The sequence below is a fragment of the uncultured Campylobacter sp. genome, from assembly GCF_938030145.1.
GTDB lineage: Bacteria > Campylobacterota > Campylobacteria > Campylobacterales > Campylobacteraceae > Campylobacter_B.
Genome location: NZ_CALHGM010000030.1, coordinates 58,011 through 73,342 on the forward strand (window position 1 = coordinate 58,011; position 15,332 = coordinate 73,342).

The 15,332-nt window shown below is 44.6% G+C and carries 12 protein-coding genes and 1 pseudogene; 5 read left to right on the forward strand and 8 right to left on the reverse strand.

The annotated features are described in order from the left end of the window. Positions 1–83: 83 nt before the first annotated feature. The 4 genes from Q0323_RS05725 (at position 84) to Q0323_RS05740 (ending at position 4,612) form a co-directional block, all read left to right on the forward strand. Positions 84–563, forward strand: coding sequence for a hypothetical protein (locus Q0323_RS05725; protein ID WP_297904142.1), 480 nt, complete (start codon positions 84–86; stop codon positions 561–563). Between the two features lie 429 nt (positions 564–992). Further along, positions 993–1,835, forward strand: a complete 843-nt coding sequence (locus Q0323_RS05730) for a DUF3737 family protein (protein WP_298052404.1) — start codon at positions 993–995, stop codon at positions 1,833–1,835. A 1-nt stretch (position 1,836) separates the two neighbouring features. After that, the gene (locus tag Q0323_RS05735; protein WP_298052407.1) at positions 1,837–3,030 is read left to right on the forward strand and encodes a MalY/PatB family protein; all 1,194 of its coding nucleotides are present in this window, start codon (positions 1,837–1,839) and stop codon (positions 3,028–3,030) included. Between the two features lie 196 nt (positions 3,031–3,226). Further along, positions 3,227–4,612 carry a DUF3137 domain-containing protein gene (locus Q0323_RS05740; protein ID WP_298052410.1) on the forward strand — a complete coding sequence of 462 codons (1,386 nt, stop codon included), beginning with the start codon at positions 3,227–3,229 and terminating at the stop codon, positions 4,610–4,612. A 650-nt stretch (positions 4,613–5,262) separates the two neighbouring features. On the opposite strand, the gene Q0323_RS05745 is transcribed toward Q0323_RS05740, so the two are convergent. The 5 genes from Q0323_RS05745 to Q0323_RS05765 all read right to left on the reverse strand — a co-directional run bounded on the left by Q0323_RS05745 (position 5,263) and on the right by Q0323_RS05765 (position 9,706). Beyond that, positions 5,263–6,123, reverse strand: coding sequence for a cysteine ABC transporter substrate-binding protein (locus Q0323_RS05745; protein ID WP_298052412.1), 861 nt, complete (start codon positions 6,121–6,123; stop codon positions 5,263–5,265). Positions 6,124–6,143: 20 nt separating this feature from the next. After that, the gene (locus Q0323_RS05750) at positions 6,144–6,881 is read right to left on the reverse strand and encodes an amino acid ABC transporter ATP-binding protein (RefSeq protein ID WP_298052415.1); all 738 of its coding nucleotides are present in this window, start codon (positions 6,879–6,881) and stop codon (positions 6,144–6,146) included. Beyond that, complete coding sequence (locus Q0323_RS05755; RefSeq protein ID WP_298052418.1) at positions 6,881–7,537, reverse strand: amino acid ABC transporter permease; 657 nt, start codon at positions 7,535–7,537, stop codon at positions 6,881–6,883. Before Q0323_RS05755 ends, Q0323_RS05750 begins: the two co-directional genes overlap by 1 nt. Positions 7,538–7,539: 2 nt before the next feature. Next, entirely contained in the window at positions 7,540–8,193 is a 654-nt protein-coding gene (locus tag Q0323_RS05760) for an amino acid ABC transporter permease (protein ID WP_298052420.1), read from the reverse strand. 166 nt (positions 8,194–8,359) lie between these two features. Further along, on the reverse strand, positions 8,360–9,706 hold the full coding sequence (locus Q0323_RS05765; RefSeq protein WP_297943958.1) for a DASS family sodium-coupled anion symporter: 1,347 nt from the start codon (positions 9,704–9,706) through the stop codon (positions 8,360–8,362). Between the two features lie 616 nt (positions 9,707–10,322). Here Q0323_RS05765 and Q0323_RS05770 point away from each other — a divergent pair. Continuing rightward, entirely contained in the window at positions 10,323–10,952 is a 630-nt protein-coding gene (locus Q0323_RS05770; RefSeq protein WP_298052422.1) for a hypothetical protein, read from the forward strand. Positions 10,953–11,122: 170 nt separating this feature from the next. Here Q0323_RS05770 and Q0323_RS05775 read toward each other — a convergent pair. From Q0323_RS05775 to purB, 3 genes and pseudogenes are all read right to left on the reverse strand, one after another. After that, positions 11,123–11,327 (reverse strand): annotated as a pseudogene (locus tag Q0323_RS05775) (ATP cone domain-containing protein); the annotation flags it as partial. Positions 11,328–11,444: 117 nt separating this feature from the next. Continuing rightward, positions 11,445–13,871, reverse strand: coding sequence for a pentapeptide repeat-containing protein (locus Q0323_RS05780; RefSeq protein WP_298052425.1), 2,427 nt, complete (start codon positions 13,869–13,871; stop codon positions 11,445–11,447). 65 nt (positions 13,872–13,936) lie between these two features. After that, positions 13,937–15,265, reverse strand: a complete 1,329-nt coding sequence (gene purB, locus Q0323_RS05785) for an adenylosuccinate lyase (protein WP_298052428.1) — start codon at positions 15,263–15,265, stop codon at positions 13,937–13,939. Positions 15,266–15,332 lie beyond the last annotated feature (67 nt).

Consider the following 15,332-nt stretch of genomic DNA (forward strand, 5'->3'; position numbering starts at 1 on the left):
AGCTAAAATTTTAATAAATATTTTTAATAGGCGCGGAATTTTCTGCTAAAATTGCGTACAAATTTCATTTACAAAGGATCATAATGATAAAGGCTCTACGTTTTAGCTTGATTTTCGCCGCTACTTTAGGATTTGGCGCGGATGAGAGCGATGCATTATTTAAGGACATAAGGACGCGTCTGGGTTGCAATCTAGCCGCACAGGACTGCGAGACTAACGCGGGCGGGCAGAAGGCGCTCTTTAGCGTGGCGCGCCATCCGATCGAAGCGGGAGCAAACGAGCTAAAAATAAGCGGAATTTCGCGTGAGCTGAAAAATCCGAGCGTTAAAATTTCGGGCGTGAGTATGAATATGGGCAATGCAGAATTCCCGCTAAAGCGCAGCGCAGACGGCTATGAAGCGACGCTTGATGTTGCAGTGTGCACGCACGCCGTAATGCGCTACAAACTTGAAATTTACGAGGATGGCGAGCCTAGTGGGCTTTTTGTGTATTTTGATCTGCGAAAGCGCGCTACAGATCGAGACCGCGGCGAAGATATCCACTTGCATCACCACGAGCATTAGACGCGCCCCGTCGCAATATGGTATAAAATTTTACGCTTCTTTGCGACGTCTGCTAAAATTTACACGTTGCTCGGAGAAAATTTTATAAATTTTAAAGCGACGCTTGCGAGAAATTTTATGTATCTTTCGAGCGACGCCCGTCGCGGGCAGACACGGATGCCTGCACAAATACGCGAATAGCCGTAGTGATCTAGGCGCGCTTATGGGCATTTTGCAAGCGCACCATTGACTTCTTATAAGCGCGCGGCTATTTGCCGCGCATTCGCCGCATATGTTTCGTAACCGCTACCGAGGCGCGTCAAATTTAGCCCCTCGTCGCCTTTAAATTTTAAAATTTTTAAAATTCGCTTGCGTTTCATACGCCTAAGCTACGCGGAATTTTGAAATTCCTTGTATAATCTGAAGCAAATTTTAAATCTAAGGAAAGCCATGCAAATATTAAGACAAAAGCACTTTAGCGGCGAGCGCGCGCTGTTCGGCGCAAAGGATCTGCGGATCGAAAATTCCGTCTTCGGCGAGGGCGAGTCGCCTCTAAAACACAGCGCAAATATCGTCGCGCAAAACTGTAAATTTGAGTGGAAATATCCGTTTTGGTATGCCGAAAATATCCGCGCGCAGGACTGCTTCTTTGACGAGATCGCGCGCGCAGGGATCTGGTATAGCCGCGGTGTGGTGCTAAAAGACTGCCTCTACGGCGCGCCCAAGGGGCTTCGCCGCGTAAAAGACGCCGCGTTGCAAAATGTGGAATTCCACGATGCGCAGGAGACCTTGTGGCACTGCAGCGACGTCACGCTAAAAAACGTCACCGCAAGGGGCGCGTATTTCGGCCTTGATTGCGAAAGCTTAAGCATCGAAAATCTATCGCTCTTCGGGGATTACTGCTTCGACGGCTGCAGAAACGTAACGATCAAAAACTCCAAACTCCTATCCAAGGACGCGTTTTGGAACTGCGAAAATATCCTCATCGAGGACTGCTTCATCGCGGGCGAGTACTTCGGGTGGAATTCCAAAAACGTAACGCTGCGAAACTGCAAGATCGAGAGCCTGCAAGGCTTTTGCTATATGCAAAATTTGCGCTTGCAAGACTGCGAGCTCATAAATACGACGCTAGCGTTTGAATACAGCGACGTGCATGCCGAAGTAAAAGGCGCGATCGATAGCGTCAAAAATCCGAGCAGCGGGCTAATCCGCGCAGAAAGCATCGGCGAGCTGATCCTAGACGGCGCAACGGACGCGTCTAAAACTGAAATTATTACTGAATTAAGGGCGTAAGATGGGGCTTTTTGATTTTATAAGTGGCAAGGAGAAATACGACTTCGACACGTTGCCGAACCGCCGCGGCACGAAGTCGCTTAAATGGGACGTAGGCGAGAATGAGCTTCCGATGTGGGTCGCGGATATGGACTTTGCCGTCGCGCCCGAGATCATCGAGGCTCTGCAAAAGCGGCTGAACGAGCGGGTTTTGGGCTATTCGATTATCGATGATGAGTGGCGCAGCGCGTATCAAGGCTGGTGGCTCGCGCGCCACGATTATGAAATCCAAAAGGAGTGGCTGATCTATGCTGGCGGCACGCTGCCTGCGATCGATTCGATCATCCGCAAGCTCACCTCGCCCGCCGAAAACGTGCTGCTGATGAGCCCGGTTTATAACTGCTTTTATTACTGCATCAAAAACGCCGCCCGCGTGCCGTTGCAAAACGAACTTGCCTACGCTAGCGGCGATTATAGCATCGATTGGGATGATCTACAGGCTAAGCTCGCCGATCCGCAGACGACGCTTTTTATCCTTTGCAATCCGCACAATCCGGTCGGCCGCACCTTTAGCAGAGACGATCTTGCTCGTATCGGCGAGCTGTGCGAAAAGCACGGCGCGACGGTACTTAGCGATGAGGTGCATTGCGATCTGACTGAGCCCGGCGTGCGTTACACGCCATTTGCTGCCGCGAGCGAGACGTGCGAGAAAATTTCAGCTTCCATAATCGCTCCTACGAAGGCGTTTAATATCGCGGGGCTGCAAAGTGCGGCGGTCTTTGCCGCAGATAAGCGCTTGCGTCATAAAATTTCAAAGGCGCTAAATTCCGACGACATCGCCGAGCCGAATTTTTTCGGCGTCCAAGGAGCGATCGCTGCATTTACGAAGGGTGCCGCGTGGCTGGATGCTCTGCGCGAATACCTCAGCGAAAATCGTAAATTCGCGACGGAATTTATCGCGCGTGAGCTTCCGCAGGTGCATGTCGTGCCGCAAGACGCGACTTATCTGATGTGGCTTGACGCGGGCGCTTACACGCAGGATAGCGCGGAGCTTGCGCGCTTCATCCGCGAAAAAACGGGGCTGTATCTCTCCTGCGGTGCGCAATACGGCAAGGGCGGCGAGAAATTTTTGCGCCTAAATATCGCGACTTCTAGGGCGCTGCTAAAAGACGGGCTAGGGCGGCTGAAAGAGGCGCTAAAGATTTGCCCGCATTAAGCAAGCTGCGGCGCGGCAAGGACGAAATTTAAAATTTTACAGCGGCTAAATTTAAAGTGGCGGAGCAAATTTTAAAATTTTGCAGTAGGGCGCGGCTTTGCGCTAAATTTAGCGGCGATCAGGCGGCGGCGCGCGAACGTTTAAATTTACGCGCGACAAATGAACCGGCGCTTAAATGCACTACAAAAGGCGGATTATGGATAGAAACGGCGATTTAGAGGAGCTTTACCTACTTGAAAAACGGCGCGAAAAGCTCGCGCGCATTAGCAAGCTCGTCTCATTTTTGACAACCCTGCTGCTGCTCGGACTTTACGTGTTTTTGAATACCAGGGCGGAACCCGTCTCATTTGATACGAATTGGCTTATAGTCGTGCTTTTCATCATCTTTCCAGTTTTAAACGGACTGCTCTACCGCTTATTTTACAGCTTAAGCTTTGGCAAAAATGAGGGCGCGCAGCGCGCAAATTTTGATAAATTTAGCGGCTTTGATACGGCGCAAGACAGGGGCGCGCTAGGGCAGGGTGCGGCACAAAATGGGCAAATTTTAGGCGCCGATGCGAAAGAGGGGCGGGTATTAAAAGCCGAAGCGGGCGAGGGTAGCGGCTCCAAAGACAGCGATAGCCGCACATCCTCTACCTACGGAAGGTTTGAGCCTAAAGCCGCCGAAGGCGAGGGCGGGAGCGAGAAAGACGGCGCAACTCAGTCAAAATTTAACTTCTTCACCGATCTGCAGAGCCTGGAGGATGAGCGCGCGGCGCTGCAAAAAGCGGTGAAAAAGGCTGGTCTAATCGCCGCTGTCGTAGGGACCGGCGTGGGCGCACTGGTGGCGCGCTTTTGGGACGAAGTGGCGGCCGGCGTATTTTTCGGCATCTCCGTTTACGGCGTCGTGAGCGCTCTTTTAACGGCGAGTAAAAGACGAAATTTCAGATCAAATTTTAAAAGCAGGGTCGTCGCGAGTATCGCAAAAAGCTTCGGGCTTAGCTACGATGAAAGCGGCGGATTGGGGACGGATGAGTTTTTTGAAATTTACGACTGCTACATAAACGAGCAATCGAGCGAGGATATGATGAGCGGGGAGGTGCAGGGCGTGCGCGTTAGATTTAGCGACTTTTATGCCGCTGAAAAGGTGCGCACCAAAAACGGTACTCGCACCGACGTAAAATTTCACGGAGTGCTTTTCGTCGCGGACTTTCACAAAAGGCTTAGCTGCGAGGTGCGGGTGTGTCACAAAAACTCGCGAAATCTGCGCAAATACGGGCAGAGAGCGAATATGGACGACGTGAAATTTGAGGAGTTTTTCGACGTCTATACGACCGATCAGGTAGGCGCGAGATACGCTCTGACGCCGCTTTTGATGCAGCGACTGACGGAGGTTTATCTAAGGCTGGGCTCGCAGATAAACGCGGTGCTAAGGGAGGATAAAATTTACGTGGCGATCGAGACCTGGCGCGATAATTTCGAGCCTAGAATCGACTGCTCGCTAAAGCAGGACGCTACGATAGCGCTTTATGTAGATGAGATCGGCGCGCTTGTGGGTATCGTGAGCGAGCTAAATTTGAACCGTAAAATTTGGAGCGAATGAAGCGGGCGGCGGCGCTGTGGAGTATGGCGGAGGCGGCGGGCTGCATACGGCTCTGGCGACACACAGATATGCAGACAAAACGCACGCGATCGTAGGCTTAGCGACAGCGGCACGGATGCGTTGTACAGCCGGGTGTGGAAACGGATGCGCTGCGCGGATCGTGCGTTTGGGCGGATGTACGATCGCTTCTTCACGCGAGCCAACTGAAAGATGGAACGCACGCGGAAGGCGTTGGTATAAGATTTTGCAGGCTGCATGAGCCGATAAAATTTTATAAATTCCCGATCCGTTTAATGAGCGAGTGCTCGCGATTTATCATTGCTCGCACGGCAAAATTTTTACCGCACGAGCAGTTTGCATTAGAATTCTACTATCGCTTGAAATTTTATGTCGCCGCGCGCGACTTAAATTTTGCCGCAACAACCCGCGCTAGGCTGTATTCCATCTCGGCTAAAATTTACTCCGCGGCAAATTCGCCGCGTGGAAGCAAAACTCTGCCGCAAGATCGATAAATTTAGTTATCTTATAAAAGCGCTCGCCGCCACTTTGGCGTTTGCAGCCGCCGTTTCCGGTAAAGTTACGGCGGCTCGTTCCTGCGAGGTGCAGGGCTTAATAAGATTGCCCCGCTAAACTAGACGGCGAATCTAAATTTATAGCTTCCCGCCCTCAATTACGACGTCGTCAGCCTTGATATCGTCGCCATATACCGGCGCTAGCGTCGCGTCGTAGTCAGCGTGAAAAAATTTCTCGCCCGCGAGCTTTACGATTAGATCGTCAAGCCATTTGCGAAGCTCGTCGTTGCCCTTTTTGACCGCAGGCGCGATGACGTCCTGATCGCCCAGCGAGCGGATACCTACCTTAAAGCCAGGATTTGACTTCGTCCACGCAAACAAAAGCGTATTATCATGCGCGATCGCATCGCCCCTGCCGTCCAGCATCGCACCGAAAGTCTCGGTATTTTGGTCAAATTTTAAAAGCTTGATCTCGGGATGGTTTTTCGTAAAATACAGATCTGCGGTCGTGCCTTTGTTGATTAAAAGCGTTTTGTCTTTAAGCTGCGAAACGTCGGTGATATCGCCGCCCTTGCTTGCGACGCCTAGGGCTACCTTCATATACGGCAGCGCGAAATCCACGACCTCTTTGCGCTCAGGCGTGACGGTGAAATTTGCAAGCGTGATATCGACCTTATCCGACGCCAAAAATTCCGCGCGATTGGCGGCCTCTACGAGCACGAACTGCACCTTGCTCTCATCGCCTAAGAGCTCCTTTGCGATGCGTTTTGCAAAATACACGTCATATCCCGCGTTTTTACCCGTCTCGTCGATATAGCCAAACGGCGGCTTATCGCCGAAAACCGCGATCTTTACTACGCCGCGCTTTTTAATCCCGTCGATATAACTTTGCGGCGCGGCGGAACCTTGCGCGGAATTTGAGGAGCCTTTGCCCTCGTCGTTGCAACCTGCGAAAAATAACGCACCTAAGATAAAAAGCGTGCTTAGCGTTTTTTTCATCTTTTCTCCTTTATTAAAATTTATTTTTTAAATTCGAACATATTTAAAAATTTCTTCGCGCGCGCTCTCTTCGGCGTGGTAAAGAACGCCTCCGGCTCATTAATCTCCACGATGCTTCCCTCATCCATAAAAACTATACGATCGGCTACGGCGCGCGCAAAGCCCATCTCGTGCGTTACGATTAGCATCGTCTGTCCCTCTTTGGCGAGATTTAGCATTACGTCGAGCACCTCGCGCACGATCTCGGGATCAAGTGCCGCGGTAACCTCGTCAAAAAGCATGATCTTGGGCTTCATCACAAGGCTTCGCACGATTGCGATGCGCTGCTTCTGCCCGCCGCTAAGTTCTTTGGGATAGGCTCGCTCTTTATTTTCTAGTCCTACGATTTTGAGCCAATGCCTGGCTAGCTCTACAGCTTGCTCGCGCGGTACGCCTTGGACTTTCACGGGACCTAGGATTATATTATGCAGCACGTTTAAGTGGTCGAAAAGCTCGTAGCTTTGAAAGACCATGCCGATCTTTTGCCTGATCCTACGCCACTCTTTGAAATTTTGATCGATCCGCTCGCCCTCGATTATAAAATTTCCGCTTTGTACCGGCTCTAAGCCGTTGATCGTGCGAAGTAGGGTGCTTTTGCCGCAGCCGCTAGGACCTAGGATCACAACGACTTCGCCCTGCGCGACGCTAAGGCTGACGTCCTTTAGCGCGTGCAGTTCGCCGTAGAATTTATTAACTTTATCGATTTTTAAAATTTCCATCAGCTCCACCTGTTTTCTAGTTTTTTCGAAAGCGCCGAGATCGGATAGCAGATCAAAAAATATACGAAAAATATCGCTCCATAGATGATTAGCGGCGCGTAATTGTCGCGGAAGACATTTACTTCGATGATCTGCTGTCCGACCTTGACGAGCTCGATAACGCCGATAAGCACGGCGATCGAGGTTGTTTTTATCATCCTGCTGAATAAATTTATCGTTGCGGGCACTAGCCGCCTCATCGCAAGCGGCAGGATCACGTAGAGATAAATTTGAGATCTGCTAAATGCGAGCGCTTCGGCGCTTTCGAACTGATGCTTAGGGATGCTAAGCACGGCGCCGCGCACCAGATCCATCATCTCAAAAACACCCCAGATGCTAAAGACGATGATCGAAGCCGCGATATTTGAGATGTGGATGCCAAATGCCTTGCTCGCGCCGAAATATACGATAAATAGCCAAACGATGGGCGGCATGATGCGCACGATCTCTAGGCAAATTTTAAGCGGGATGTATAGGGCTCTGCGCCCCGAGGCCATTAAAATTCCAAGTACCAAGCCTAGAGCGAGCGAAACTGCGATAGAGATTAGCGCGATTTGCAGCGTGACCCCGAGTCCGCCCAGAAGCCTGATTAAATTTTCGCCGCCGAATAGTTCCATCGCTAGCCCCTCATATACGCAAGGCGCTTTTCAAGCAGCGTAAGCGCGAGCGAAAGCGGCAGGATTATGATCAGATACGAAACGCTTAGCATAAACAGCGCCTCATTCGTCTTGTAATACAGCCCGATAATGTCCTTTGCGGCATAAACGAGATCGGCGAGTGCGACGATGCTAACGATCGAGGTTTCTTTAAGCAGAAAGATTATATTTGCGCTGATGGAGGGTAGGGCGATCGCAAAAGCGCGCGGCAGCACGACGTAAAATACTATTTGCGCCTCGCTAAGGCCCAGGCTCATCGCGCTTTCGATCTGGGATTTTTTTATTGCCTCAAAACCGAGCCTAAAGCTCTCGCTCATATAGCTTCCGCCCAAAAACGCAAGACCTACAATCGCGCAGGTAAAGCCTGAAATTTGAATGCCTAGCTTCGGCAGGCCGTAGTATAGAAAAAATAGCTGAATTAAAAGCGGAGTGTTGCGAGATAGCTCGATATATGCGTTTACAAGCGGACTTAGCAGAGGTACCCTTTTATATTTTATTAGCGTGCAGATAAAGCCGATGATGATGGATAGTAGAATCCCGTAAAATGCGAGCTTCAGCGTTAAAATACCCGCCTTTACGAACATCGGGCTAAATTTGGCTATAAAATCAAAATCCATAAATTCTTCTTTCCGTAAGATATGCGTATTATACAGATAACTGATTAAAATAGTATTAAATTAGAATTTTTTTATAAAGATTCCGAAAATTTAGGAGTTTAAAAATATATCTCATAAATATATTTAGTCCGAGTAGATACCCGGACTATAGAATTTTGACGGAATTTTACGAGTAAAAAATATACGCGTAACCCGAAACTAAAATCGCAGAAACCACTGCTAAAATTCCGCCGCTTCGCACCATCTCTATCTGACGGATACGTCCCGTGCCGAAAACCAAAGCATTCGGCGGCGTCGCTACCGGCATTACGAAAGCGCAGCTCGCGCCTACGCCGATGATAATCGTAAGAGTTTCTTTCGGTAGCCCCATCTGAGCCGCTACTCCCGCAAACACAGGCACTAAAAGCGCAGCAGAGGCGGTATTGCTGGTAAATTCCGTTAGGCAGATGATAAAGATCGCTGTTACAAGCAGTATTACGTAGGTAGGTGCTCCGCCGAAAGTGTGCGCGACTAGATCGCCCAGTACCTTAGAGGCTCCCGAATCGCCCAAAACAGCACTTAGAGTAAGTCCGCCGCCGAAAAGTAGCAATACGCCCCACTCGGTATTTTCGGCGATGTCGTGCCACTTGGCAAGTCCTAGTATGACGATTACGACTGCCGAGCAGATAGCGACGTAAGCATCGTCCACTTTAAAGCCCACAAGGGCTGAAATTTGCTTTGAAAATATCCAGCCAAGCGCTGTTAGAGCAAATACGACGATAGTAATAATGCGCTCGCGCGTCCAAGGGATATGCTCCAGATCCATCTCTATTTTATGGCTTAAATTCGGCTTGAAAATTATATAAAGCACCACAAGCATTATCGGTAGCATCACGCACATTAGCGGCAAACCTACCTTCATCCAGTCCGCGAAGCTGTAGTGCAAGGCTTGAGCCACGATTAAATTTGGCGGAGATCCCACGAGCGTGCCCAGACCTCCGATGCTTGCAGAATACGCGATGCCTAAAAGCAAAAACACAAGCGTGCCGCGATCTTTGCTCTCGTCCATGTTGGCGCAAATTCCAAGCGCGATCGGAAGCATCATAGCAGCAGTTGCGGTATTTGAAACCCACATCGAAAGGATCGCCGTAGCAAGGCAGATTAAAATCGCAGCTACACCCAAGCGACCGCCTGCGCGGGCGATTAGCCACATCGCGATCTTTTTATCGAGCTTTTGCATATGCAGAGCCGTTGCCAGAGCAAAACCGCCGAAAAAGGTAAAGATCGTAGGGTTTGCAAAATTTGCAAGTGTGCTTTTGATGGTGGCAGCCGTGAAAGTGCCATCTTTAGCGAATTTGCCAAGTCCGATAGCTACCGCAAGCACCGGCACCATAAGTGCGGTTACCGTGATATGCACGGCCTCTGTAAGCCACATAATCGCGATAAAAGCAAGTAACGCAAGGCCTTTTTTGACATTGGGCTCAAATGGTAGCGCGGCATATAGCGCAAAGCCCACAGCAGCGGCAATCGCTATAATGATGACACCACGCTTAGGAAACGGCACGGTGTCGGTGAGCCTGTCTAAACCCAGCTCGTCTACGTCTGAGTCCAGTGGTCCTTGTAAGCGGGAGTTGCGTAACTCCACTTTGTGTTCTTCCATAGATACTCCTTTTTTGGATTTGGCTTATGATACAAAAATGAGGCGGGAATTTTATAAATTCCAAATCAAATCGTATTAAATTTTTAAAAGTGCAGTTACTATCGGTAACACGGCACTTATCTCGTGTGTAAATTTTAAATTATACATAAAAACGAACAACTAAGTAAGCGCTTTAAATTTCATCACAGATTATTTTTTAATGACACCCGACATTAAATTTGCTAACTGCCCAAGGGAGGCGGTGTAGAATTTCGTCGAATTCCGTGCTGGCAATCGAGATAAAATTTTATCCAAGGCGAGTGAGATAAAATTCTGCGTCTTACCTTAAAAATTTATCGAAATTTAAGTGGGAGAGGGGGCTATTATAATCAACAAATTTTAAACGGATTTGTAAGCGGATCCGGTGGAGGAGGCTCAAAGATCGTAAGTTATAAAACGGTAAGAGCGGCGGCGGTGGAAAGCCCGAAATTATAAATTGTAAGGAGAAAATGTGAAAAACAAAATTTTAATCGCGGCGTTTACCGCTGCGGCTTGCGTTAGCGTAGGCTCTAGCGAGGGTTTACTTTTAGGCATCGAGGGAGATTATTCTTTTAAATCCAGCATCACTACTAAATGGTCTGACGAGGAAGATTCTGGCACGAATAAAGATAATAAGGGGCAGGCTGCGCTCGGCTTTAAAGGCGGCTATGATTTTGGTATAGCTAGAGCATATGGCGAGTATATGTATGACTTTAAGGTTACAAAAAATGGTAGTGATGAGGATGGAGATTTTAAACACTCTTGGAATAAGCATAGCTTGCTAGTAGGCGGAGATTTTACGCCTGAGATTACGAATAGCTTTAGGCTAGTAGCAGGCGCATATACGGGGGTTTCGTTTTTGAAATACAAAGATTCGTATAATGACTTCAGCGGCGATAGTGACTCTATATCAAAGACAGTACCAGGCTGGGTCATCGGTGCAAGACTAGGCGGGCTATATAGCTTTGATGAGCATAACGAGATCGAGTTTGGCTACAAGGCGGACTACACGAGGTACAAGGCCAGTAAGCTCGGAGAGGATGTAGACAAGGTATATGAGACTAACCATGGAATTTATCTGGGGTATAACTTTAAATTTTAAAAATTCTAACGTGCTAGCGCAGGATGGGGCGAACGAACTCCCGCTCCATCCGCTTTTAAATTACAAATAATTCTTAGTTAGATTGAGTCACAAAGCTAACTTAGATCCAAATCTGCGCTAATTTTACAAGCAGCTATAATGGTACTGCCCGCAGCGTTTTTATGCCTGTAGATGCCAATCTTTTTGAGGGCCGTTTTGATGAGGGTTTGTTGGATCTCTTCCGCGCCGATCATATCGCAAAATTAAATTTTTGCATCCACCTCAAGCTCGCTTAGGCTTACGTTTGCTAGCTCTGCGACCGCCTCGCTCGTGTATTTTTTTGATCTTGCTTACGTCAAGCTCTTCCGTGCGTCCGTTTCGTTTTTTTACTTTCATTTTCCTCTCTTTTAAAATTTTTTAAGATTGGTTTTAAACTACTTAGAATATTTTCGTACCAAATTTATGTAAAATATATAGTTTTAGCCATCAATATCAAAAACGCAACTCTTGTTCTTATGATATAATCGAGTTTTTGCGCGCTGTTTTAGTTAGAGAATATAAACATAAAATCATAATAATAACGTATAAAATATATATCGATTTATATGTTTGTGAGTTGATTTCATCTAGTCTTATAGCTTTATAAATATCAAGATAAATTTTTTGCTTTTCTACGATAGGGGCTAGTTTTTGTAATGCGCCTTTAATCTTTGTAAGAGCATCAATTACCAAATCTATCTCTTTTTGGATCTCTTTTTCATCAGCAAAACCAAATTTTAGCCTAAATTTATCACTTATTTCCATATCATAGAGGTCGCGCTTATATACTTTATTTGCTACAAATATCAAATCTAGCGCAATGCCTCTATTTTTAGGTTCTTTGAGTGTTGTATTTAAATCGTCTTTGTTAGAAAGATTTTTTAGAATTTTATTCAATTCCTCTTTTTCATCCTTTCGAAATAAAAGGCCCAAAACATTCTCTAACGTTGCTTTGTTGGCTATAATAAGCTCTTTTTGATTTACTATATTACTTTCTAAAAATGTTACGTTTTCGTCAATATTATAATCTCCAAACGATAGTCTTGTTAAATTTGCTAAATCTTTATAATCTATTTTAGCAAGCTCTTCTGACAAAATTTTATTTTCTATATTCTCTCTATTAAATATGCTTAATGTTGGATTTATAAGCTCTGGACTATTTAATAATACTATAATAAATCCGGCATACGCAATAATTTTCATTAGGATAACTGCTAAGTTGCTACTTCTAGTAAAAATAAAATATGTAAAAGATAAAATAAGTATATATAGCAAAACACTAAAAGTTATGTATGATATATTTTGTAAGATAAAAATAGTTAATATAAAAATAGCAAATAAAAATGTAATTGCTAAAGTGCTTGCGTCGCTTATCTTTTTACTATTAAGTATTGGTATAAATATAAGTAAGGCAAGCATTATTAAATTCAAATAAAAATACATTATTTCGTTTAAACTATTCCTATATATAATTTTACTAGTTGTATTAATACACAATAAACAGAACCCATAGCTTACAATCATTAGCAAAGTAAAGTGAAAAATTTTATTTAAATTTGTATGATGATCACTAGTTTCTCGGTATAGATACAATTGCAACACTTCAATCCATTTGGTTATATCCGGTAATTTCATTTTAAATAATGTGATCTTTATAAGATTAATAAAGTATTTTATATTAAATATACTATATATAAGTCCTGCGATTACTATATATATTCCATATAATACAATGCTACCGACTAATGAATACACAAAACTTTCTAAAAATTCGAATTTTTTACATAATTTTAAAAATAATAAAGAGGTGGTTATAATAATTACAAACACGATTAAAAGTACTTTAGAATATAAATAATTTATATTTCTTTTTTCAAATAAGCTTATACTTTTGTTAAAATTTACTCTTGTTTTTTCATCGTTTTTAATTTCATAATCAAGCCCCATTTCTTTACAATAAAGCTCTGCTTTGTGATGGTTGCTCGCATCTATTAAATTCCCATTTTCATTTAATGTATGTTTCAGTATAGAAAACGAGTTTCTAAAGTCAGAATAGACTTTTTGATAAATTTCTGTTTCGGTGGCTTCTTTATTGTTTTCAAGTCTTCTTTTTATCTCATCATCACAATCTCGTTTTATACTACTAAAACTATGCGAATCAAATTTCATATTAATTAAAATTGGTCTTTTCATGAAAGATACACTGCTAAAATTTGGCGTTTTATAAAATCTTATCCCATAAAAGGAAGCTAATTTTTTAAATTCACATTCATGAAAATCTGCAAATTTCTTAAACTCGGAATTATTAAAGTAGGCATTATCTTCAAAAATAGTGTTTTTAAAATTAGCAAAGCCGTAAAATTTGTTATTTTTAAAATTTACATTTTCAAAAATGCAATCGTTAGCTATAAAATCACCATAAATAGTACAATCGTTAAAAGTTATATTTTGAAATTTAACACTTCTTATATTTATATTAGACTTAAAAATACAGTCTTGAAAAACAATATTTTTAAAATTTGTTGGAGCAAAATCTATATTATATGATTTTGAATAGAATTCGCACTTTGTAAAAACTAATTTTTCTTTTATATTTGTATCAGATATATTAGAGTTAAACATTTCAATTTTACAATTATGAAATTCTATATTTTTAAAATCATTTATATTTAAAAATCCAAATTCACAATTTTGAAATTTTATATTATGTTTTTCTAAAATATCTCGTAAATTTTTATTGTTTATAGTATCTATTTGACATATTTCTTTTACAATATGAGTTTGCTCAGCGCCATTAACTCCAATTAAGGCATACTTGCTAACTTTATCGTCGCCAAAAAATTCTTTTAGTTTTTCATTGGCTAATTTAAATGTATCTGATGCTTCCGATGATGATGTCAAGCAAGCTCGCTTAAAACTATATTTGTTTAATAAATTTAAAAATTTGTAATATCTGGACTTAATCATTACCCAAAAACTCTCTTGAAAATTCCATCTACGTTTTTGGTGTAATATCCGTAGTCAAAGCACTCTTTGATTTCGCTTTCGCTTAGCTTTTCTCGTAGCTTTGTATCTGCTAGCAGATTTTGCAAAAACAGGCTATGCCCTTGCTCATCTATAGCTTTTTTGCCCTCTTGCAGATCCGCCCAGACCTTCATCGCATTACGCTGTACGATCTTATAAGCATCCTCTCTGCTAACTCCTCGTTTAGGCAGCTCTAGCAGCACGCGCTGCGAAAACACGAGCCCACCGGTTAAATTTAGATTTCTCATCATATTTTCAGGATATACGAGCAGTTTTTCGATCAAGCTTGTCAAGCGATTTAGCATAAAATCGGCGGTTATAAAGCCGTCGGGGAGGATAAATCGCTCGACTGAGCTATGGCTGATGTCGCGTTCGTGCCATAGCGCTACGTCCTCCATCGCGGGTATTGCGAAGCTACGGATCATACGGCATAGCCCCGTTACGTTTTCGCTAAGCACAGGATTTCGTTTGTGCGGCATCGCAGAGCTGCCCTTTTGACCTGGGCTAAAAAATTCCTCTGCCTCATAAACCTCGGTGCGTTGATAGTGGCGGATTGCGATAGCGATCTTTTCGCAGCTGGAAGCCAGGATCGCAAGTGCGCTCATTACCTGCGCGTAGCGATCGCGCTGGATGACTTGATTGGACGCGGGGGCGGGCTTTAACCCCAAATATTCACACACTAGCTCTTCCAGCTCTAGTGGAGCGTGGGCGAAATTCCCCATCGCACCGCTTATTTTGCCGTAGCTGATAACGCTTTTTGCGTGTTGCAAAAGCTCTAGCGCGCGATTTATCTCATCATACCAGACCGCAAGCACGAGTCCGAAAGTGATCGGCTCGCCGTGGATACCGTGGCTGCGCCCGACCATCAGTGTCATTTTATGCTTCATGGCTTGAGATTTTATCGCGGCTTTTAAATTTTGCACATCCTCAATGATAAGCTCCATGCTTTCTTTGATTTGTAGCGCGACGGCGGTATCGATGCAATCGCTGCTAGTCATGCCGTAATGCACGAAGCGGCTCTCCTGCCCAAGGCTCTCACTCACGCTCGTTAGAAATGCAATCACGTCGTGCTTGGTGGTCTTTTCGATCTCATCTATCCGCTCGATCCTAAAGCTTGCGTTTTGTAGAATTTTATCTTTATCGCAGTCACTTATTAGACCTAGCTTATTCCACGCCTTAACCGCCGCGAGCTCGACTTTTAGCCACGCGTCGTATTTGGCTTGCAAGCTCCATTTTTCAGACATCTCTTTTCTCGCGTATCTTTCGACCATTTTAGTAGCCTTTCGGTTAGAATTTCTTGTATAATGATGGCAAAAATTATATAAAAATGGGGCTGAA

Coding starts and splice junctions, on each gene's coding strand:
- Q0323_RS05725 (WP_297904142.1), top strand. CDS start 84: ATGATAAAGGCTCTACGTTTTAGCTTGATTTTCGCCGCTACTTTAGGA.
- Q0323_RS05730 (WP_298052404.1), top strand. CDS start 993: ATGCAAATATTAAGACAAAAGCACTTTAGCGGCGAGCGCGCGCTGTTC.
- Q0323_RS05735 (WP_298052407.1), top strand. CDS start 1,837: ATGGGGCTTTTTGATTTTATAAGTGGCAAGGAGAAATACGACTTCGAC.
- Q0323_RS05740 (WP_298052410.1), top strand. CDS start 3,227: ATGGATAGAAACGGCGATTTAGAGGAGCTTTACCTACTTGAAAAACGG.
- Q0323_RS05745 (WP_298052412.1), bottom strand. CDS start 6,123: ATGAAAAAAACGCTAAGCACGCTTTTTATCTTAGGTGCGTTATTTTTC.
- Q0323_RS05750 (WP_298052415.1), bottom strand. CDS start 6,881: ATGGAAATTTTAAAAATCGATAAAGTTAATAAATTCTACGGCGAACTG.
- Q0323_RS05755 (WP_298052418.1), bottom strand. CDS start 7,537: ATGGAACTATTCGGCGGCGAAAATTTAATCAGGCTTCTGGGCGGACTC.
- Q0323_RS05760 (WP_298052420.1), bottom strand. CDS start 8,193: ATGGATTTTGATTTTATAGCCAAATTTAGCCCGATGTTCGTAAAGGCG.
- purB (WP_298052428.1), bottom strand. CDS start 15,265: ATGGTCGAAAGATACGCGAGAAAAGAGATGTCTGAAAAATGGAGCTTG.